The sequence below is a fragment of the Methyloversatilis sp. genome (assembly GCF_965284615.1).
Lineage (GTDB): Bacteria > Pseudomonadota > Gammaproteobacteria > Burkholderiales > Rhodocyclaceae > Methyloversatilis.
Window position 1 is genome coordinate 1,914,452 of the sequence record NZ_OZ260098.1, and the last position, 19,397, is coordinate 1,933,848.

A 19,397-nucleotide genomic window follows, 5' to 3' on the forward strand; every position below is an offset into this window, starting at 1 on the left:
TATTAGATCAAACTTTCGTCGCCTGAATGGCGACCGGCCGCGCTGCGTGCGATGTCCCGGTGCACAGTGTGCCGTGGGTTTCGCGGGTTGGCGCAGCCTGTCCGCATACGATATGTCGCTCAGCTTGGCGCTGTGCGCACCGAACGGGCTTGCGTCAGTGTGGATGCGTGTGATGCGCATCCGGCAGGTGTGGATGAGAGTGGCTCATCGGCTCATGACGGTGCATGTGACTGTGCGATCCCTGAACCGGCGGGTCGTGCTTGTGGAGGTGATGCCCGTCGTCGTGCGTGTGCGCGTGCTCGTGTTCGAGCACGCCATGTTCGTGCCGGTGCTGGTGCTTCTCGGTGAGGTGAAGGATCACCCCGACTATCATCAGCACGCTGGCGACCCGCAGTCCCGCGCCCGCTTCCCGCTCGCCCATCAGCACTGCCCCGAGTGCGCCGATGAACGGAACGAAGGCGAACACCGAACCGGTGCGCGCCGCGCCGAAGGTTCGCTGTGCAAGCAGATAGAACTTGAGGCTCAGGCCATACCCGGTAACACCCACCAGCAGCAGACCGGCGATCTGGCCGACGTCGGTGAGTCGGGCGCCAGCGGCCAGTGCCATTGCGCCGGTCGTGGCGGCACCGGCGGCGCCCTTGACCAGGATGACCTGGCCCGGGTCACGGTCGGCCACTGCGCGCGACAGCGCATCGTCCGTCCCCCACGCCATCGTCGCCACGACGACGGCGATCAGCCCGAGCGTCTGGCTCGTACCTGTCTGCGCTGCGTCGAACAGAAGCGCGATGGCGCCGGCGGTGAGCAGCAACAGGGCCACCCATGCCCGCAAGCCGATCTGTTCGCGGTAGAGCCAGTGCGCGAGCAGCGCTGTGAACAGGGCCTCCAGCGCCAGCATCAGCGACGCCGAAGTCGTACTGCAGCGCTGCAGCCCCCAGGCCAGCGCGACCGGTGCGACGACGGCCCCGCTCAGCGTGATCCATGCCAGCGGCACGGCGTCGGTGCGGCGCAATCCGGCTTCGCGCGCCCGGCCCCTGATCATCGTTGCGCCGGCGAGCGCTGCGCCGGCATAGAGCAGTGCGGCCGTCAGAAAGGGATTGATTCCCGATGACAGTCGGGCGATCAAGGGCGTGCTCATGCCGAACAGCACGGCCGAGAGCAGTGCAAGCATGCCGCCCCTGAAGGCCGGTCCGGCTGTGGACATCGACATCGCCTACTTCAGCGTGAACCGCACGGTGGTGGTTCGGCTGTTGCGGTCGGTGAGCACGGCAACGGCGATGGCGCCCGGCTGCAGCTTGATCCCGTCCGCCACCAGGGTGTTGTCGCTGCCCGGCTTTAGCGCAGCGTCCGATCGGTTCGAGCCCGCCAGTACCGTGAGCTTTCCGGCGAAACCGGAGGTGCTGACGGGCTTGCCGTGGTCCTCAATATAGATTGCCGCGCCGCTGTCGAGCGCGACCAGTTCGAAGGACAGATCATTGACCGATCGGGTCACGCCGCCGTGACGCGGCGTGGCCTCGCCGTGGGCCAGTGCCGCGGTGCTGGCCGCTGCGACGGCCAGGGTAATCAGTGTGGCCAGCAGATGTTTGATCATCGTGTGCACCATCGTCAAAGCGTCCGGAATGCGCGGGGGCGTCGTCGAACGGCTCATGGCAGTGCCTCCAGGCGTTGTTCTGTCGGAGAGCTGTCGTCGGCCGCCGCAATCAGTTGCCGCGTCGCGGCCTCGCCGAAGCGCCAGTACAGCACCGGTGTGAGCAGGGTGTCGAGCAGCGTCGCGCTGATCAGGCCGCCGAAGATGACCACCGCCACCGGATGCAGGATTTCCTTGCCCGGCGCATCGGCGGCGAGCAGCAGAGGCGTCAGCGCGAAGGCGGCTACCAGCGCGGTCATCAGCACCGGCGTCAGGCGCTCCAGCGAACCGCGGGTGATCATCGCCGTGCCGAAGCGTTCGCCCTCGTGCTGGCACAGATGGACGTAGTGGCTCACCTTCAGGATGCCGTTGCGCGTCGCGATGCCGGCCAGCGTGATGAAGCCGACCATCGAGGCGACCGACAGCGTCACGCCTGCCAGCCACATCGCCAGAACGCTGCCGATCAGGGCCAGCGGGATGCCGGCCATGATGATGCCGGCCAGCACTGCCGAGCGGTAGCGCGTGTACAGCACCAGAAAGATCATCGCCAGCGAGGCCAGCGACAGGCCGGCGATCAGCAGGGTCGCCTGCTCCTGTGCCTGGAACTGGCCTTCGAGGCTGATGAAGGTGCCGGTAGGCAATGCCGTGGCGCCGACGATGTTGCGGATGTCGCCGACGATGCGCCCCATGTCCGAACCGTCGGTGTTGGCATACACCACGATGCGTCGCCGGCCGTTCTCGCGCCCGATCTGGTTTGGGCCGTCGGTCTGTTCCACCTGTGCGATCGCCGCCAGCGGCAGACGGCCGGCCGGCGTGTCGATCAGCACGCGCTCCAGATCGACCGGCCCGCGCGCGTCGTCCGGCAGCCGCAGCACCAGACGGTAGCGGCGGATGCCGTTGACGATGAGGGCGCCGTCGTGCGCGCCGTCGGTCAGCACGTGCAGCGCCCGGGTCGCCTCACCCGGCGACAGACCGGCCTGCGACGCGCGCGCGTGATCGATGCGCACCGTCACCTGCGGAATCAGCACCTGCTTTTCCACGCTCAGGTTGACCAGACCGGGGACTTCGGCGAGGCGGGCGCGCAGCTGCTCGGCCTGGGCGCGCAGCGTGTCGGTGTCCTCGCCATAGATCTTCAGCACGATCTGCGCGCGCACCCCGGACAGCAGATGGTCGAGCCGGTGCGAGATCGGCTGGCCGATAGCGACTGAGGCCGGCAGCACCGACAGCGCGTTGCGGATGTCGGCCATCACGGTTTCGCGGTCGCGGCCGTCGCGACTGAGGTCGATATCGATCTCGGTGGAATGTACGCCTTCGGCATGCTCGTCCAGTTCCGCGCGGCCGGTGCGGCGGCCGACCTGACGCACTTCGGGCACGCCCCGGATCAGCGTCTCGGCGAGTGTCCCCATGCTGCTGGATTCGGCCAGAGAAGTGCCCGGCGTGAACATCAGCGACAGCACCAGCGAGCCCTCGTTGAAGGCCGGCAGAAAGGCGCGCGGGAAGAAGGGCACGCTGGCGGCCGCGGCAAGCACCGCCAGCAGTGCTGCCAGCACGAGCCCGCGCGCCCGCGGGAAGGACCACGCCAGCACGCGGCTGTCCAGTCGCTTGAGCCAGGCGACCAGCGGGCTGTCGCCGTGGTCGAGCCGCTTCATGCCCGGCAGCAGCAGGCTGGCCAGCACCGGCGTTACCGTCATCGACACCGCCATCGACGCCAGGATGGACACGATGTAGGCCACGCCCAGCGGCGCGAACAGCCGGCCTTCGATGCCGGGCAGCGCGAACAGCGGCACGAACACCAGCACCACGATCACGGTGGCATAGACGATGCCGGTGCGCACCTCGACACTGGCCTGTCGCACCACCTCCAGCACCGGCAGCGGTCTGTCGGCCTGCCGGTTCTGGCGCAGGCGGCGCAGGATGTTCTCGACGTTGACGACCGCGTCGTCCACCAGCTCGCCGATGGCGATCGCCAGTCCGCCCAGCGTCATCACGTTGATCGATTGCCCCAGCCAGTGAAACACCACGGCGGTGACCGCCAGTGACAGCGGGATGGCGATCAGCGAAATGAGCGTGGTGCGCGCCGACAGCAGGAAGGCGAACAGCACGATGCCGACCATCACTGCGCCGTCGCGCAGCGCCTCGGTCACGTTGCCGATCGACGCTTCGATGAAGTCCGCCTGGCGGAACAGCACGCGCGGCTCCGCCAGACCGGGCGGCAGACCCTGCTTCAGTTCGCCGAGGGCGGCTTCGACTGCCGCCGTGAGCTTCAATGTGTCGGCGGTCGGCTGCTTCTGCACGCTGACGATGACCGCCGGCGCACCGTTGTAGCCGGCGTCGCCACGCTTGAGCGCCGGCGCGAAGCCCGCGCGCGCGACCTGATCGAGCCGTATCGTGCGTCCGTCCTTCCAGCCGACCGACAGGCTCTGCAGATCTTCGATACGGTGCGTGCGGCCGATGTGGCGGATCAGGTATTCGCGGTTGTTGCGGTCGATGAAACCGCCGCCCGCGTTCTGCGCGAAGCCGCGCAGCGCCTGCTCGAGCTGCGTCAGTGAGACGCCGAACTGCGCCATGCGTGCGGTGTCGGCCTCCACCCTGAGCTCGCGCACGTCGCCGCCGATCGGGATCACCTGCGACACGCCGGCGATGGACAGCAGGCGGGGGCGCAGTACGAAGTCGGCGTATTCGCGCGCCTGCATCGGCGAGGCGCCGGCCGCACCGTCGGCCGAGGCCAGCGGCAGCGCGATCAGCATGATTTCGCCCATGATGGACGACACCGGTCCCATCACCGGCGACACGCCTTCCGGCATCTGCGTGCGCACCAGCGCCAGCCGCTCCGCCACCAGCTGGCGATTGCGGTAGATGTCGGTGCCCCAGTCGAATTCGGCGTACACGATGGACAGGCCGATGCCCGAGGTCGAGCGCACGCGCGTCACGCCGGGCATGCCGTTGAGCGCGGTTTCGAGCGGGAAGCTGACGAGCTGTTCGACCTCTTCGGGCGCCATGCCGCCGGCTTCGGTCAGCACGGTCACCAGCGGCTTGTTCAGATCGGGAAACACATCGACCGGCGTGCGCCACGCGGTATAAGCGCCATAGGCCATCAGCAGCGTGGACAGCGCAAGCACCAGCAGCCGGTTGTGCAGGCTCAGGCGGACGATCCAGTTGAACATGGGTGGCCTCCGTTCAGCGGATCTGCGCGATCAGCGACGCGCCCTGCACGACCACGCGGTTGTCGGCGGACAGCCCGCGCGTCACCACCACCGTCTGCGCATCCAGCGTCTGCACCTCGACCGGCTGCGGGATGAAGCGCTCCGCGCCCGACTTGATCCACACCACCGGTTCGTTCGACGCATTGCGCGTCAGCGCGCGGGTCGGCAACACGATGCCCGGGATGCGCTCGGCCAGTTGCGCGACCACCGACACCGGCTGGCCGACCGCGAGCGCGGGCCGGGCGCCGGCCTTGCCCTGGGTGCGGAACAGCACCGGCAGCACGCCGTCGCGCAGACTGCCGCCGGCGCCGAGGAAGCTGAGCGCCACGTCGGGCACGTCCTTCAGCGCCGCACCGGCGAGGCGGGTGGCCAGTGCCGCGTCGGCCACCGTCGCCTCGACCAGCAGACGCGCCGGATCGACGATCTCGAACAGCGTGTCGCGCGCGTCCACCACCTGACCCGCAAGCATGTCGGCACGGGCGAGCACGCCACTGACCGGGGCGCGCAGCGCTTCACGCGAGCCGATGCCGGCGGCGATGCCGGCTTCGCGTTCGCGCAGTCCGGCCAGTTCGGCGCGCGCCGACTCGATGTCCTTGCGCGGGATAGAACCTTCCAGACCTTCCAGCCGCGCCACCCGCTGTTCGACCAGCAGGCGCGCGGTGCGCAGTTCGGCGCGCAGCGCCGTCTGGTTGGCCTGGGCGATCGGATCCGGGTTGTGGCGCACCCAGGCGAGGATGTCGCCCTGGCGCACCGTCTGCCCGATTACCGGCAGGCCGCGCGGTCCGGCTTCGAGGCGGCCACCGTAGAGGGCCTGCACGCGTCCGCCGGCATTCGGGTCGGCGATCACGCGACCTGGCAGCTCGACCGTGCGCGCGGCCTCGCTCGTCGTGACGACGCGGGTGCGGATGACCATGCGCCGCTGGGCGATCTTGGGCACGTTCACGCTGCCGTCCGGCAGCCGGGCCAGACCGGACGCTGTGGCGTGCGCCGCTTCGTCCAGGTGTTCGCCACCCGGGCCGTGCGCGCCCGGACCGGCAAGGGCGACGCTGGCGAACAGGGCGGTGGTGACGATGTGGAGCAGGCGTTTCATGCGCGGACTCCCTTGTCGGTGCGGCCGCGGCGTGCGAGCAGCAGCGCCGCAGCCAGCGCGATCACGGCGGCGGCGATCCAGGCCGCCGTGGGAACGCGGGACAGCACCGACGCGTGTTCGTCAGCCGCCACCTCGGCATCGACATGCAGCACGGCGTCGAGCAGGTCCGCCTCTTGCGGTTCGGCCCCCTCGCCGCGGCGCACGGTGAACACCAGCGCGTGATCGCCCGGCCGTGACAGGGCAGCCAGCAGGGCCGGGTCGGTGAAGGCGTAGTCGCCGTGGTCGGCGTGGAACTGCGCGGTCGCGCGCACGCCGTCGCTCTCCACGTCGACTGTGGCGCCCAGTACCGGCTCGTTGCTGTCGTAGCGGTCGATCATCACCGACAGTTCGCCACCGCCGAGCCGGGCGACCAGTTCGAACAGTTCGGAATGTGTTTCCGTGCGCGGTGTCGCGCCGGTCGCGTGGGCGCCGGCCGGCGCGTTGAGGTGTTCGCCGTCCGGGCCATGGGCGCCCGGCCCGGCGACCGCCGGCAGATGGAACAGGAAAGCCAGCACGAAGGCGGGCAGGCGCAGGCTGCGCAGCAGGTGAAGCGGGTTCATGGCAGAAGTCCGATCGATTGGTTGAGTCGGGCGCGAGCGAGCCCGAGCATTGCCAGCTGGCGCCGCACGCCCTGCTGTGCCTGGGCAGCGGCGGCACGCACCCGCAGCAGTTCGGGCAGGCCGCTTTCGCCGGCGCGGAAGGCGCGGTCGAGCAGGGCGGCGCGCTCGACCAGCAGCGCGGCACGCAGGCGTCCGGCTTCCAGCGCGGCGTGCGCCGTGTTCAGCGCCTGCTCGGCCAGCGCGACGTCGGCGCGCAGCCGCTCGCGTGTCCGGTCGAGCTGCACCTGGGCGCGGTCCAGCTCGACCAGCGCGGTGGCGTCACGCTCCAGGTTGCGGTCGGCCGTGCCGAGCGGAATGCGCACACCGAGGCCGATGCTGTCCTGCGCCGGCATGCCCGCGCCCGGCTCGTCGTGGCGATAGCGCACCGTCAGTTCGGGCGGCGCGCGGCGGTCCAGTTTCACCGCGTCCAGCCTGCGGCGGGCCAGTTCGAGGGCCGCCTGCGCGGCTGTGAGTTCGGGGTGGCGCTCGATGTCGGTCGCGGCGCCCGGCTGTTCGTCCGCACCGTCCGGCAGCGGGAGATCGCCGGTCAGCACCTGCCAGCGCGATTCGACGGCGCGCAGCTGCTGCGCGGCCTCGATCGCGTCAGCGCGTGCCAGTTCGGCCTCGGCGCGTGCGGCCAGCAGGTCGGCATGGGCCAGTTCGCCGGCATCCACCCGGCGGGCGACGTCCGCCGCCAGTCCGTCGAGACTGTCCGCCTGCAGCCGGCTCTCGTCGCGCACGGCACGCAGTGCAGCTGCCGCCCAGGCCAGTTCGCGCAACTCTCCGGCCAGACCGAGCCGGAGCTGTTCGGCGGAGGCACTGGCGAGATCCACCTCGCCGCGCGCCGCGCGCTGGCGTGCGTCGCGCTGGCCGGGCAGCCACAGCGGCCAGCTCACGCCCACTTCGGTTTCGCGCTGGCCGGTATCGCGCAGCAGCCGGTTTTCGCGCTGGGAAATGTCGATCGAGGGCGGTGCCGCCCACGGGCTGGCCGTGGCGGCAAGGCGTGCTTCGGCGATGCGGCTGCGGCCGCTCGCCTCGCTCGCCGCGAGCGCGCGCTGCCAGGCTGATTCGAGCGCCGCGGCGAGCGCGGGCGAGCTACCCGCGAGCGCGGGCCATGCGGGGGCGGCCAGCAGCAGGCCGCACAGAATGCGTATGCAGGAATGTTTCACCGTCGGCTGTCCATGAGCGGACGCGTGCGACCGCCGGGCATGGGCCATGGGCAGGCGAAGGCGTCCTGACGAGCGGATTCCGGTTCGCGTACGAACCGGCCTGGTCTATGGATCAGACCTGCGGTCTGGGTGGCCTGCGAAGACCTTCGAGGAAAGGATGGGGGAGGGGGCCGCCACTGAAGGCGGGCAGGGGATCATGCGGACTGTCGAACAGCAGGGCCGAAGCGGCGCCGGGCGGTATGAAGGTCGTCAACGACACGCAGTCGGCATGCAGGTGCTGGATCGATTCGGGAGAATCGTCGAGGTGGACGTCTTCCTCGTGGTGATGGTGCGGCTGGCCGCTCAGGTGCAGCAACTCATGGCTCACGTCGCTGGCCACCGCGGCATCTTCCCAGTGCGCCAGGGCGGGCGCGCTGAAGGCGAGCGTCTGCCAGATGAGGCAGAACACGAGCAGCAGCGAGCAGGCGTTTTTGTGGCGGCGCATGCGTAGAAAGGTAGCACAGGACCCCGGCGGCGCAAGCAGGCGCACCGGCGCTTTCCGGCGCCGCGGGGCGGTCAGTGCGCGCTCGTGCGCAAGGGAAGTCGGTTCAAAACAAGGCTTAATGAAAATCCTTAGACTTGGTTCAGATCAGATGCGAGGCGCCGGGGCGGCCGGCTGACGATACTGGCAGTGCAGGTCAGGCAACACGATCACCGGGATGCAGGGCCTGCGGAAGAGCCATCCACCAAAACTGAGGAGATAGACATGAGCTGGGAAACCCCGAAGGCCACCGACCTGCGTTTCGGCTTCGAAATCACCATGTACGTCGCCAACCGCTAAGTTCTGCGGTGGCAAGGAAAACGGCGGGCCTTGTGCCCGCCGTTTTTTTCGTCTGTTTGCAGTGAGTTGTCGGTGTTGGTCGCCTCGGTTTCGGGCGGAGGGGTGCCTAATAAGCCAGGAGCGATTCATCCCCTGTTTCGGAATTCTTTACAGCACCCGAACAGAAGGGCGCAGCCCGGATCGGCTGGGAATCCGTGCTTAACCTCCTGTACCCCGGTCCACAGGGGGCGAGTTTCGGTACGACATATAACCTTCGTCGTATTTTTCGCCCGGAATATATATTTTATATTTGGCATGTTTAATGGCACTGGTTTTACATTGCTTATGCGAATGACGTTTCCGGTTATTCGTTGCACTTACTGTTCAACTCGTCGAAATTTTTGACACCTGACGGAAACCAGCGTGAGTTTCTCAACGGTTAGCCGGCCAGCGGATTGCTTCTGACGGCGTGCGCTTTGAACGTCTGCGGAATTTCCGTATGCCTGACGGCCCGTCAACTTCGGCTGCTTTCATTCGAAGCAACGCGGTGCAGGGGATGCCGAGTATGGATTTCAGGCCATTGGCGGGGATCGGGACTGAGCCGTCCTGACACGCAAAGGCAACGCTGTGTCTTGCTTCGGAACTCGGGACTATCAGTTCTTCCCGCAGAAGGAAGTGCAGCAGCAGGGAAATATCAATGGCGAGTGGGCTTGATGGCGCTGTTCTTGCTCGGACTCTCGCTCCGGTGTTCAGGCCGGATGTCCTCACAATTTTCATTCTCCTGTCACATTTTCAGAGGGAACAATGCGTCAATTGAAATCTGCCGTTCTGGCCGCGGCTCTGCTGGGTTCGTGCCTACAGTCTCATGCTGCAGCCACCTCATCGGCCGCACTCGGGCCGCTCACCTTTACACTGTTCGATCTGAATCCGTTGGACGACATTGGACCCAGCGTGACCTTCACTAATTTGGTGGACGTGGAATTCGGCAGCGCCGTATTCGCCAACGTGTTTCAGTCTGATCCGAACGCGTCCGACTCCCAGTTTGCAGGAGGAGTAACTGATTTCGATCCTGTCGGTATCTATGTGAACACTGGATTGGCGTGGTCGATGGCGGCGGTAGGCGGCAGCGGTGAAGCTTCCGGAGCCACTCTGCACGTTAGCGGTCATGCAGCCGGAACGACGAGCACTGTACCGTTTTCCTTCCACTCGTCGAATTATTCGGCGTCAGTGTATGCACCGTACTTCTTTAACGCCGTAGGCTTCACGGTGTCTGCCAACACACTGCTAGTGATCACCGCTGAATCGACGGTAAGCGCCGGTGTAAGTTCGGCCTTCGATCCGAGTTCGAGCTACCAGATTGAACTCGCCGATGCTGAAACAATGCTCTACGTCATCGGGCCCAGTGCAAGCGGTAACAGTGGCGCCCCGCAGACGTCATCTGATGCCCATTCATTGGACATCGGAAATGTGATCGTCTACGGAGATGGATGCACGTCCAGCTATTGCTACGGGCCGAATGCCGCAAGTGAAACGCGCACGTTGTCGGTCTCCTTCCTTAACGCTACTGGTGGCAACCTCGCGGGGACCCTGCAGGCCAGTGCAACCGTTAATGGTACGAGCTTTATGCAAGCCGTGCCCGAGCCCGAGACCTACGCGATGATGCTGGGTGGTTTGGTCGTAGTGGCTCAGTTGGCACGACGCCGCAGCGCCTGCTGAGCATTGGCCGGCTCGTCGTTGGAGCGTCGCTGGCGACAGAGGGAGAGTAGGGGCAGAGAAACTGTGACAGCCGGTTGTTGAGGGGCGCCGGAAACGGGGCCCCTATTCTTGCTGTGCCGACCGCTTAAACGAGGCGTCGTGCGTCAGCCGCCCGAGGCCTCGAAGCGGTCGATCAGTCCATACAGCAGCCGAAGTTCTTCTTCCTGATAAGGGCGGAGTTCCAGCAGATCGACATGGTGACGGACCAGGTAATACTCGTTCGCGCTGCGAATGGCGCCACGCGCCCTTATGCGGGCAAGCCGCTCGGCGTCCTTGGCGAGGAAATCCGGATACCGGGCCACGATCGCCGCGGACAGCGCCTCAATCGCGCGCTTTCCGGCTTCCGGAGGTATCGACTTGAGCAGCATCGGCATCTCGCGAAGACCTTGCTCCAGACCGGCAGCGAGCGCCGAGCGGGGCGCGTCGATTGGATTCACATACTGATGCCTGACGTGGGTCCAGTTCTCGACCAGAGCCTTCGCAGTCGGATCGTCAAGTCGTGCAATCGCATCGAAGAACAGGTCGCATACCGCGATCAGTTTTGTGAGCTTGTCTGTGCGCGCGCGCTTGAGCGTCAGCTCATGAGCGCTCATCACCGCCAATTGCGTGCCCCTGGCTCCGGTGCATCCTGTCCATCGCCATCTGCAGTCTTTCGGCCAGCTTCTGATCGTTAAGCGACCGCGCACCCTCGATGCCCAAGCGGGCCTTCTCGATGAAGTTGATGCGGGTGGTGTCTGTGGCCATGTCAACCGGTTGGCCCGTCTCGACCGAGATCTTCATCGTCATGCCCATGAAAGGGGCGCCTTCATCGAGCGACATCTTTCCAGTGCGGATCTGCTCGTTCATCCAGTCGGTCATTTCCTGACGGGTCATGTTTGTGAAGTCAGCAGGTCTCGCGGAAGGCGTCTGGCCAGTTGCCGCCGCCAGCGCGGACGAAAACGAGCTGGGGCCGGCGCCAGAGGTGGAGGAAGGCTGGGTGCGGGGAGCGCTGCGAAGCGGGCCGGTTTCATTGCTGATCTTCATCGAATGCGTCTCTTGTCAACATTCAGCAGTCGAGAACGTGGGCTGTCCCCTATTTTTCAGGGTTCGTCGCGAAAGGTTAACGCGTGCTCGGACTGGCGATTGCGGTACCGGGAAATAAATGATGTCTGACCCCGTTTAGTCGCTACAAGGGGGGGCTATCTTTTGTCTTTAGAGTCCGATTTTTTTGACTTTGACCACTCATCCTCTCTTAACCATCTGCATCCGTGTATGAGCCTGATGTCGCTGTGTAGCGCCACGCCAAACACGGAAAAGCCTCCGCACAAAATCAAGAAAACGGCAGCCTCAAGACAATCGGCGTCTGAATATCCTGCTATAAGATAATAATAAAAACCGCCCGCGCCACAGATCAGTCCAATGATGTGAATTATTCTGTAAAAAAACCGCTCTCTTTGCGTGAGGTGATCTTTCTTGTTTTGCATTCTGTATGCGCAAGCGCTGGGGTTGGCCATGAATTCAAACTGGCAAACCGAGGTCAGGATGTGATTTCAGAGTTTAAGTACTTGGGTTCCGCCAGACTTGTAGTTGAAAACGTGGTTTGTCCCCTATTTATCTCCGTTGCCAATCGCAAAGTTCTGCGGTGGCAAGGAAAACGGCGGGCCGTGTGCCCGCCGTTTTCTTGTCTCTTGCGTCGTGCCGGGACCAGATCGGAACCGGGATCAGGGGGCTGGCCTCATTAATCTATCGTCGGAAACGTGGTCTGTCCCCTATTTTTTGCGCCCAATCTTGTCCTGCACCAGGGCGGCCGCCCCAAGTGAAATGCACCTTCTCTTCTCCAGTCGAGGTAAGCACGACTTCGCCACCCAGTTCGATAGCGGACGGAGTCAGGCTGTCTGAGGGGAGCAAGCCGTATTCGACTCGCTTCAATTGGGAGCCGAGCGTACCCCGTAACGCCTCGACTACCTCGGCCAAGCTTTCACTCATGGGAATGGGGCATACCGTTGAAGCTGAGCCGCGAGCGGCGGCCTGCCGACGCGAGTTTGTTCGAGCGAAGGGTTCGGCCTCACCTTGGTACTCGCGACCTCACTTGACTGGAATGAATATAGGAACGATCGATGGCCCTGGCATGAATGGGTTCGGGCGCCGCACAACCTGCGTTTCCGATGATTCAATAAGAACCGTCTTCGACTCTAGATCAACGATCTTGAAGCGAACGGTTGTTTCGCCATAGACACCTTGGACTTGATATCTCCCGTTTGGCTTGAGCAAAACATCAAGTGAAACCGGATCGGTTTGCCAGAAAAGGTTATTGGCATTGCCGCGATTTGCATAGTAGAACACCTTCACTGACGTGGAACCCGGGTCAACCTCAAATGTCATGTCGTTCTCTCGTGCCATGAGGCCAAACTCGAGGTTTCCAATTGCATAAATTCGAGTGCCACCCCAGATCGTTACGCCTTCCCGTATCCACTCTTCCTGTACCGACGCAGGTGTTGTCGAAGTGGCGTAGTTCATTGTCGTACACGCTGACGACATGAGGCATGCAGAAAGCAAGAGTCCGGAGGTGATCTTCATAGGCGATGGAATGTGTGGGGGGAAGAGTGTGAGGCGAACGCCCACGTTAACAGGCGGCTGCCAGCGAAGCTGGTAAACGTCCTGTTGGACAACCAGTTAGGCAGCTGCGCGAAGGCACGGTGCGGGCTCTATTGGTTGAAGAGTTTCTTGCGAATGCGCGTATAGAGCCGGCTTCATGTGCTTACTGCCTGATTGATTTTGGAAAAATACTCAACGTACCAGCCCCTATGGACCCAATAGCTTTCTGGCGATGTGAAGGTGAGCTGCTCGCCCGTCTCTTCCTGCCCCAAGCCGTATACGACGAACAGTGAATTATCGTTGGACCACACTACGCGGTACGGCAGTGAGAAGCCATCTTCTTCGTACTTGTGAGTCCAAATGCCATTGGCGAAATGATTGATGTGCTTACCGATTTTCGACTCCATGAATAAGCGACGGCTTTCTGGAATCGGCTCATGCTGACGCCAACTATAAATTGTTCGCTCCTTGTTGGACCTCCAGGTTCCTTCGAGCCAGCTTACTGTGGTTGAGTGCACTGAGGGCTTTCGTTGCGATCGGAGAGAAAGAGGCCTAACGTGGAGCTAACCGGCCGCCGGAGCGCGAAGCGCGGAGGGAACCTGCAAGCGCAGCTTGCAGGCGGTCCGTGTTGAGCGCAGGGTTAGACCGGGACATTGGAAACCTTCAGGCCTTTCGCCATTTGAGTAGCAACCCAGAAGGCTGGATGTAAGGCTTGTGCGAACTCAGGGTCAGAGTCTTCAAACTCCTTCGCAGCGTACACGCCAAAATTGATTTGCTTTAGGCGACTGCGGTCGAGCTCTGTGCCTGTCAGTACGCCCAGCAAATAGTTGAGTTGAGCATGAATAGACTGATAGACGCCGAATGAAGGCATCGCGGCAAGGCGAGTGTCTGTAAAGGCAAGAGCCTTTTCAACAGCTTCGATAGGTTCCATAGCGATTTACTGAAGAGGTCTAACGTAGAAGTGAGGGGCGGCCGGAGAGCAGCGTAGGGAACCACAAGCGCAGCTTGTGGCCGTCCCTCTCGACTGCCGGGTTAGCCGTATTTGACATCATGGCTATTTGAAACACCTCTGCTGTACTTGGACTCAAAGTCAGTTGGGCTTGTGGCTCCAGCCCACAGAGTTGCGACGTACTCAAACTCTTGCTCGAACGGCTCTCTGAACTCCGGAATATCTGTGGCGTACTCGCAGTTCCGACTGAGCATGACGAGCCAATCTGGGTATTCGAGCTTGTGATAGAGCTTTGTGAATTTCTCGTCGAGCGACTCTATGGTTTCTTTTCCGTCAAGGTAGGCGGTACGCAACAAAGCGATGTACTTTCCTGCTGCGAACCTATCATCAATTGCCGAGATTCCTAGATGGGTTTGAAGGATGGCTTCAATCAATGGTGCAGCTTCTTCTCGTGATGTGGCGGCAGCCAACATAACGATGTCGAGATCATCACCTTCCTGGTCTAGGCGTAGCCGCTCAAGCGCCCAGTCGATGGAGGGTTGGTGATGACCTACCCCCATTTTGAGCAGGAAGTACTGCTGGGCAAGTTGTGCGATGGAATCCATGAGACGGCTAACTTTGTTTTCTGGCGCAGTTTTGCGCCATAACTATGGACAATGCCGGATAAACACAAAGAATTTTAACGGGGAATTTCTGTTGTTTTCAGTCGGTTGGTGCGCCGTGTGCCGGATAACTACCGATTAAACGAAGACAAAAAACCTCACCCCTTGTATGGCAGGCAAGTGGAGCATATCCACGGTGTCTGTTCCATCGGTCATTTATCCGAGTGGTGAGACGATGGGGTGCGCCCCAAGGCGCACGGGTGGTCGCTTGACTTCTTCTTTTCGGGGCTGGTGCCGGGGCGATCGCCGTCAAGTCCTTCGCAGCCTTTCACAACAGAACCTTGACGCATGCCCGGGCACGCCACGCCGGCAACGGATAGATTGCGGCCTTTCCCGCTTCTTTCCGGTCTTGCCGTCGCCCGCATGAACACCTCCTACCCCTCACCCCTCCACACCGAATGGGCCACGCTGCAGCAGGACCACGAGCGCCATGAGCGTTGCGCGGTCGGGATCAAGATCGCGGCGGTGGCGCTGACTGCCGGTGCGGCGCTGTTCGGTTTTCCGTTCGAGCTGGCGGCGCCGCTGACGGTGAGCGTGTGGGTGATCGAGTCGATGCTGCGTACGGTGCAGGCGCGCCTGGGGCAGCGTCTGCTTAAGGTCGAAACGCTGATCGCCGACGGGGCGTCGGACTACGCGGCCTGCCAGTTGCACACCGAGTGGCAGGCGACGCGGCCGGGCGCTGTCGGGCTGTTGATGGAGTACGCGACGAGCGCGCTGAAGCCGACGGTGGCTTTTCCGCACGCGCTGCTTCTGCTGCTGCAGGCGGCGCTGGCGATTACCGGTTGAGACCTTTGCTGCATTGCGAAACATCAAGGCGCTGAAACGCGGGCCGGGGCACAATCGGGGCAATTCCCGCATTGCATCGGACTGAAACATGAGCGCATCGCGTCGCCGCCTCGTTCTGGGGCTGATCGTGCTGGCTGCCGCGGCGGCTGGCTACTACGGCTGGAAGCAGTACACAGCACCGCCGGTGAGCGAAGCCTTTGCCTCCGGCAACGGCCGCATCGAGGCGACCGAGATCGACGTCGCGACCAAAACCGGTGGCCGGCTGGAGAGCGTGGCGGTGCGCGAGGGCGACGACGTGAGCGCCGGGCAGGTGGTGGCGCTGATGGACGTGCGCGCGCTGGAAGCCGAACTGAAAGTCAGCGACGCGCAGATCGAGCAGGCACAGGCCAGCCGTGCCGCCGCGGTGGCGGCGGTGGCGCAGCGGCAGAGCGAGGCGGCAATGGCCGGCGCCGTGGTGTCGCAGCGCCAGAGCCAGCTGGCGCTGGCCGAGAAGGACATCGAGCGCACGCAGCGTCTGGTCAACAAGGGGTTCATTTCGACGCAGAAGCTCGACGTTGACCAGACCAACAAGCAATCCGCGCTGGACGCACAGAAGGCTGCGTCGTCGCAGTTGCGCGGCGCCTATTCCTCGATCGATGCTGCGCGCGCCGCAGTGAAGCAGGCCGAGGCGGCGATCGAGGCAGCCGAGGCGCGCAGCGCGCGCATCCGCGTCGATCTGCAGGACGCGCAACTGGTGGCCCCGGCCGACGGCCGCGTGCTGTACCGGCTGTCCGAGCCGGGCGAGGTGCTGGCGGCGGGCGGCAAGGTGCTCACGCTGCTCGACATCACCGACGTCTACATGACCATCTTCCTGCCGACCTCGCAGGCGGGGCGCGTGGCCATAGGCACCGAGGCGCGCATCGTGCTCGACGTGCGGCCGGACATTTCGATTCCCGCCAGCGTGAGCTTCGTGTCGCCGCAGGCGCAGTTCACGCCGAAGTCGGTCGAAACGCGCACCGAGCGCGAAAAGCTCATGTTCCGCGTGCGGGTGAAGATTCCGCCCGATCTGCTGAAGGCGCACGCCAAGCAGGTGAAGACCGGGCTGCCCGGCGTGGCCTGGGTGCGGCTCGACCCTGAGGCGCCGTGGCCGGCCACGCTGCCGCCGCTGGTCGGAACACCGAAACCGTGAACGGCGCCATGACCGACACGGTCGCCCGGCTTGCCGGTGTCGGCCTGCGCTACGGCGACACGGTCGCGCTCGACGACATCACGCTCGACATCCCGGCTGGCTGCATGGCCGGGCTGATCGGGCCGGATGGCGTCGGCAAGTCCAGCCTGCTGGCGCTGGTGGCCGGCGTGCGCGTGATCCAGCAGGGCGGGGTGACGGTGTTGGGCGGCGACATGCGCGACCGCCATCACCGCGCCGCGGTGTGCCCGCGCATCGCCTACATGCCGCAGGGGCTGGGGCGCAATCTGTACATGACGCTGTCAGTGTTCGAGAACGTCAACTTCTTCGGTCGCCTGTTCGGCCACGCGACGCGCGAGCGCGAGGCGCGCATCGCCGAACTGCTGGACAGCACCGGGCTGGCGGCCTTCCGCGACCGCCCGGCCGGCAAGCTGTCGGGCGGCATGAAACAGAAGCTCGGCCTGTGCTGCGCGCTGATCCACGACCCCGACCTGCTCATCCTGGACGAGCCCACCACCGGCGTCGATCCGCTGTCGCGCCGCCAGTTCTGGCAGCTGATCGAACGCATCCGCCAGCGCCGGCCCGGCATGAGCGTGCTGGTGTCCAGCGCCTACATGGGCGAGGCGGCCGGTTTCGACTGGCTGGCCGCGATGGACGACGGCCGCGTGCTCGCCACCGGCACGCCGGCCGAACTGCTGGCGCGCACCGGTGCGAAGGATCTCGACGCCGCCTTCATCGAACTGCTGCCGGCCGCCAAGCGCCAGGGGCACGAGGAACTGGTGGTGCCGCCGCGCTGCGTGCAGGGCGACGGGCCGGCCATCGTCGCCGAAGGCCTCACGATGCGTTTCGGCGATTTCACCGCGGTCAACCACGTCGATTTCGAGATCGGCCGCGGCGAAATCTTCGGCTTCCTCGGCTCGAACGGCTGCGGCAAGACGACGACGATGAAAATGCTCACCGGCCTGCTGCCGCCGAGCGAGGGCAGGGCGCTGCTGTTCGGGCACGTCGTCAACAGCGGCGACATGGATACCCGCAAGCGGGTCGGCTTCATGACGCAGGCATTTTCGCTGTACGGCGAACTGAGCGTGCGCCAGAACCTGGTGCTGCACGCCCAGCTTTTCCACCTGCCGGCGGCCGACATCGCGCCGCGCGTCGCCGAGATGGTCGAGCGCTTCGGTCTGGCCGAATACCTCGACACGCAGGCGGCCGGGCTGCCGCTGGGCATACGGCAGCGGCTGTCGCTGGCGGTGGCGGTGATCCACAAGCCGGACATGCTCATCCTCGACGAACCGACCTCGGGCGTGGACCCGGTCGCGCGCGACGGCTTCTGGCGCCTGCTGATCGAACTGTCACGCAAGGACGGCGTGACCATCTTCGTGTCCACCCACTTCATGAACGAGGGCGAGCGCTGCGACCGCATTTCGCTGATGCACGCCGGCCGCGTGCTGGCCAGCGACACGCCGGCGGCGCTGATCGAGCGGCGCGGCGCCACCTCGCTGGAAGAGGCTTTCGTCGCCTACCTGGAAGAGGCGACTGGCGACGGCGCGCCACCGGTGCCCGAGGCGCCGCCACCCGCCGCCGCCGAGCCGACGGCGCCCGCCGCGCGCCCGGCGCCGTTCAGCCGGCGCCGGCTGCTGGCCTACGCGCGGCGCGAGTGGCTGGAGGTGCTGCGCGACCCGGTGCGGCTCACCTTCGCGCTGCTCGGCTCGGTCATCATGGTGCTCATCCTCGGCTATGGCATTTCGATGGATGTCGAGGACCTGAAATTCGCCGTGCTCGACCGCGACGACACGCCGGAAAGCCGCGCCTACATCGAGAACATGGCGGGCTCGCGCTACTTCATCGAACAGCCGCCCCTGCTGGGCGTGGACGAACTGGACCGCCGCATGCGCGCCGGCGAACTGAGCGTCGCGCTGGAGATTCCGCCGGAATTCGGGCGCCGGCTGCGCAGCGGACACGCGGTCGAGATCGGCGTCTGGGTCGATGGCGCCATGCCTTTCCGCGCCGAAACCACGCTCGGCTACGTGCAGGGCCTGCACGCCGACTTCCTGCAGCAGGCGGCGGTGCGCGAAGGGCTGCCGGCGACCGCCTACCCGGCGAAGCTGGACATGCGCTACCGCTACAACCAGGACTTCCGCAGTGTGTTCGCGATGGTGCCGGCGGTGATTCCGCTGCTGCTCACCTTCATTCCGGCCATCCTGATGGCGGTCGGCGTGGTGCGCGAGAAGGAGCTGGGTTCGATCACCAATCTGTACGCGACGCCGGTGACGAGGCTGGAATTCCTGATCGGCAAGCAGCTGCCCTATATCGCCGTCAGCATGGTGAGCTTCTACGGACTCGTGCTGCTCGCGGTGTTCGTGTTCGAGGTGCCGCTGAAGGGCAGCCTGCTGTCGCTCAGCCTGGGCGCGCTCATCTTCGTCACCGCCACCACCGGCCTCGGGCTGCTGATGTCCTCGTTCGCGCGCACGCAGATCGCCGCACTCGCCGCTACCGCGGTGGTGACCATGCTGGCCACGGTCACCTTCTCCGGTCTCACGCACCCGGTGTCCTCGCTCGAAGGCGTGGGGCGAACGATAGGCACCTTCTTCCCGGCCACCTATTTCCTCAACATCAGCCGCGGCCTGTTCACCAAGGCGCTCGACATGCGCGACCTCTACGCCGACTTCCTGGCGCTGGCCGCCTTCGTGCCGGTGCTTACGCTGCTCAGCGTGTGGCTGCTGAAGAAGCAGGAGCGATGATCCTGAGAACCTCGGCTGACCGCTTGCCAATGTGCTTCAGGTCCTGCCCATCGAGGATGCCCGCGGAGTGCAGCGCTCATCTTTCAGGTGAGACCGCTTCGGCGTCGCGTGCACGGTTGGCGGGGCGCCCGACGGTGTTGCTTGCCCTTGCAGGGTGCCATCCTGCCGCGTCCTCGCGCCTTGCCGTACACCCCGCCAACCGCGCCCGTCACGTTCCACCGATCGCCGATCAACCGAGGTTCTCA

General features: G+C 64.7%; 18 protein-coding genes. 5 read left to right on the forward strand and 13 right to left on the reverse strand.

Translation table 11 applies throughout. The features are described from left to right. Positions 1–154: 154 nt before the first annotated feature. The 7 genes from ACQ66H_RS09165 to ACQ66H_RS09195 all read right to left on the reverse strand — a co-directional run bounded on the left by ACQ66H_RS09165 (position 155) and on the right by ACQ66H_RS09195 (position 8,208). On the reverse strand, positions 155–1,201 hold the full coding sequence (locus tag ACQ66H_RS09165) for an EamA family transporter (protein ID WP_430433753.1): 1,047 nt from the start codon (positions 1,199–1,201) through the stop codon (positions 155–157). A gap of 9 nt (positions 1,202–1,210) precedes the next feature. Then, complete coding sequence (locus tag ACQ66H_RS09170) at positions 1,211–1,645, reverse strand: hypothetical protein (protein ID WP_430433754.1); 435 nt, start codon at positions 1,643–1,645, stop codon at positions 1,211–1,213. Next, a complete protein-coding gene (locus ACQ66H_RS09175) occupies positions 1,642–4,788 on the reverse strand; it encodes an efflux RND transporter permease subunit (RefSeq protein ID WP_430433755.1) in 3,147 nt (1,048 codons plus the stop codon). Before ACQ66H_RS09175 ends, ACQ66H_RS09170 begins: the two co-directional genes overlap by 4 nt. Positions 4,789–4,801: 13 nt before the next feature. Continuing rightward, positions 4,802–5,917 (reverse strand): efflux RND transporter periplasmic adaptor subunit, encoded by a 1,116-nt coding sequence (locus ACQ66H_RS09180; protein ID WP_430433756.1) that lies wholly within the window; start codon positions 5,915–5,917, stop codon positions 4,802–4,804. Then, positions 5,914–6,516 carry a hypothetical protein gene (locus ACQ66H_RS09185; protein ID WP_430433757.1) on the reverse strand — a complete coding sequence of 201 codons (603 nt, stop codon included), beginning with the start codon at positions 6,514–6,516 and terminating at the stop codon, positions 5,914–5,916. Before ACQ66H_RS09185 ends, ACQ66H_RS09180 begins: the two co-directional genes overlap by 4 nt. Continuing rightward, positions 6,513–7,724, reverse strand: coding sequence for a TolC family protein (locus ACQ66H_RS09190; protein WP_430433758.1), 1,212 nt, complete (start codon positions 7,722–7,724; stop codon positions 6,513–6,515). The genes ACQ66H_RS09185 and ACQ66H_RS09190 overlap by 4 nt, the downstream gene beginning before the upstream one ends. 112 nt (positions 7,725–7,836) lie before the next feature. Next, positions 7,837–8,208: a hypothetical protein gene (locus ACQ66H_RS09195; protein WP_430433759.1), complete on the reverse strand. Its 372-nt coding sequence runs from the start codon at positions 8,206–8,208 to the stop codon at positions 7,837–7,839. Positions 8,209–8,469: 261 nt separating this feature from the next. Between ACQ66H_RS09195 and pqqA the strand changes: the two genes are divergently transcribed. Both pqqA and ACQ66H_RS09205 read left to right on the forward strand, forming a co-directional pair. Continuing rightward, positions 8,470–8,544: a pyrroloquinoline quinone precursor peptide PqqA gene (gene pqqA / locus ACQ66H_RS09200; protein WP_008060142.1), complete on the forward strand. Its 75-nt coding sequence runs from the start codon at positions 8,470–8,472 to the stop codon at positions 8,542–8,544. 783 nt (positions 8,545–9,327) lie between these two features. After that, entirely contained in the window at positions 9,328–10,239 is a 912-nt protein-coding gene (locus ACQ66H_RS09205) for a PEP-CTERM sorting domain-containing protein (protein ID WP_430433760.1), read from the forward strand. Between the two features lie 143 nt (positions 10,240–10,382). Here the strand turns inward: ACQ66H_RS09205 and ACQ66H_RS09210 are convergent, their stop codons facing one another. From ACQ66H_RS09210 to ACQ66H_RS09235, 6 genes are all read right to left on the reverse strand, one after another. Continuing rightward, entirely contained in the window at positions 10,383–10,871 is a 489-nt protein-coding gene (locus ACQ66H_RS09210) for a hypothetical protein (RefSeq protein WP_430433761.1), read from the reverse strand. Next, the gene (locus tag ACQ66H_RS09215) at positions 10,858–11,301 is read right to left on the reverse strand and encodes a hypothetical protein (RefSeq protein WP_430433762.1); all 444 of its coding nucleotides are present in this window, start codon (positions 11,299–11,301) and stop codon (positions 10,858–10,860) included. Before ACQ66H_RS09215 ends, ACQ66H_RS09210 begins: the two co-directional genes overlap by 14 nt. Positions 11,302–12,342: 1,041 nt before the next feature. Then, on the reverse strand, positions 12,343–12,774 hold the full coding sequence (locus tag ACQ66H_RS09220; RefSeq protein ID WP_430433763.1) for a hypothetical protein: 432 nt from the start codon (positions 12,772–12,774) through the stop codon (positions 12,343–12,345). A gap of 233 nt (positions 12,775–13,007) precedes the next feature. Then, on the reverse strand, positions 13,008–13,370 hold the full coding sequence (locus tag ACQ66H_RS09225; RefSeq protein ID WP_430433764.1) for a hypothetical protein: 363 nt from the start codon (positions 13,368–13,370) through the stop codon (positions 13,008–13,010). Between the two features lie 122 nt (positions 13,371–13,492). Further along, the gene (locus tag ACQ66H_RS09230) at positions 13,493–13,783 is read right to left on the reverse strand and encodes an immunity protein Tsi6 family protein (RefSeq protein WP_430433765.1); all 291 of its coding nucleotides are present in this window, start codon (positions 13,781–13,783) and stop codon (positions 13,493–13,495) included. 101 nt (positions 13,784–13,884) lie between these two features. After that, positions 13,885–14,406 (reverse strand): hypothetical protein, encoded by a 522-nt coding sequence (locus ACQ66H_RS09235; RefSeq protein ID WP_430433766.1) that lies wholly within the window; start codon positions 14,404–14,406, stop codon positions 13,885–13,887. Between the two features lie 420 nt (positions 14,407–14,826). Here ACQ66H_RS09235 and ACQ66H_RS09240 point away from each other — a divergent pair, with 420 nt between their 5' ends. The 3 genes from ACQ66H_RS09240 to rbbA all read left to right on the forward strand — a co-directional run bounded on the left by ACQ66H_RS09240 (position 14,827) and on the right by rbbA (position 19,152). Next, the gene (locus ACQ66H_RS09240; RefSeq protein WP_430433767.1) at positions 14,827–15,249 is read left to right on the forward strand and encodes a hypothetical protein; all 423 of its coding nucleotides are present in this window, start codon (positions 14,827–14,829) and stop codon (positions 15,247–15,249) included. A gap of 88 nt (positions 15,250–15,337) precedes the next feature. After that, positions 15,338–16,417 carry an HlyD family secretion protein gene (locus tag ACQ66H_RS09245; RefSeq protein ID WP_430433768.1) on the forward strand — a complete coding sequence of 360 codons (1,080 nt, stop codon included), beginning with the start codon at positions 15,338–15,340 and terminating at the stop codon, positions 16,415–16,417. Between the two features lie 8 nt (positions 16,418–16,425). Then, positions 16,426–19,152 (forward strand): ribosome-associated ATPase/putative transporter RbbA, encoded by a 2,727-nt coding sequence (rbbA, locus tag ACQ66H_RS09250; protein ID WP_430435613.1) that lies wholly within the window; start codon positions 16,426–16,428, stop codon positions 19,150–19,152. Positions 19,153–19,397 lie beyond the last annotated feature (245 nt).